Source organism: Alcanivorax sp. HI0044, assembly GCF_001634945.1.
In genome coordinates, this window is record NZ_LWEZ01001333.1 from 1 (window position 1) to 1,314 (window position 1,314).

Sequence of the window (1,314 nt, forward strand, 5' to 3'; positions counted from 1 at the left end):
CTGAGCTGCATCCGTGGCAGGGAGAGCGGCAGCGGCAAGGACCGCAAGACCGTGGAAGACATCCTCTGGCAGACCGACCAGCGCGCCCTGTGCCAGCCCACCCAGCAGGGCAGCGATATCCTGTTCTGTTTCGATGTGCCGGCGGAACAGCCGCCGTCATCCGGTAGCGGTCGCAATTATATCTGCTGGCGAGTCGAGCTGGAGGGCATGGTTGAAGATCGCAAGCTGAAACGCAGCTGGGATATCCCGGTAGTGGCAGGAGAGGGCGAGAGCCGTTTCCGGCTGCCGGAGTCCCACGTCATGGCCGACCAGCGCGAGCGGCAGGTGGAGGCACTGGAATCCGCCAATGAGCAGATACGGGTGGAGCAGACCAGCCAGGGCCTGCATCTGCAAAGCCGTCCGGGCCGCCACCTGGGGATGAAACTGGCGCTGCTGGTGTTTGGTGGCATTTTCGCCGCCGTGGGCACCGGGCTGTTTATCGCCGCCGCCAGCGAAGGCTTTATGTTGTACTTCATGGGCAGCATTTTCGGGCTGATCGGCTATCTCATTGTGGGGATCACCGTGTTCACCCTGGGCAGGGGGCTGGATGTGTGGATTCGCGGTGGCGAAGTGCGCAGCCTGCGTCGCTGGCTGGGAATCCCCGTGTTTACCCGCAAGGGCCAGTTGCTGCGGGCAGAGCAAGTGGTGCTGAAGACGGGCATGAGCAGCACCAGCAATGGCCGCCAGACCGAGTACATGGCGTTGATCGCCGAGATCGATGGCAAAAAGATTCGTTTGGCTGAGGGCATTGCCGGGCGCGAAGCGGGGGACGCCTTACGTGAGGCCGTGCTGCGCACCCTGCGACTGGTGTAAACTGTCCGCAAATCTGAATCCTTGATGTAGGAGCGTGCTTGCACGCGAACCCTTGCCCAGCCTGGTTCGCGTGCAAGCACGCTCCTGCAGCCAAAGGGGCGATCCAGTACCCCGATAATGTGCGAGAGATCCCATGAGCAAAGAGCGCCTGATTATTTTCGATACTACTCTGCGTGACGGCGAGCAAAGCCCCGGTGCCACCATGGACCAGGATGAAAAGCTGCGTATCGCCAAGGCTCTGGAGCGCATGCAGGTGGATGTGATCGAAGCCGGCTTTGCCATCGCCAGCCAGGGGGATTTCCTGTCGGTGAAGGCCATCGCCGACACCGTGCGCGAATCCACTATCTGTTCCCTGGCCCGCGCCAAGGCGGCGGATATCGACCGGGCGGCGGAGGCGCTGGCCGGGGCTGAATCCGGGCGCATCCATACCTTTATCGCCACCAGCCCGATCCACATGCAGCA

The 1,314-nt window shown here is 62.4% G+C and carries 2 pseudogenes; both read left to right on the plus strand.

Annotation, left to right across the window (positions count from 1 at the left end):
- Window positions 1-852, plus strand: a pseudogene (locus tag A3730_RS31930) (DUF3592 domain-containing protein); the annotation flags it as partial.
- Window positions 853-985: 133 nt separating this feature from the next.
- Window positions 986-1,314, plus strand: a pseudogene (locus tag A3730_RS19720) (2-isopropylmalate synthase); the annotation flags it as partial.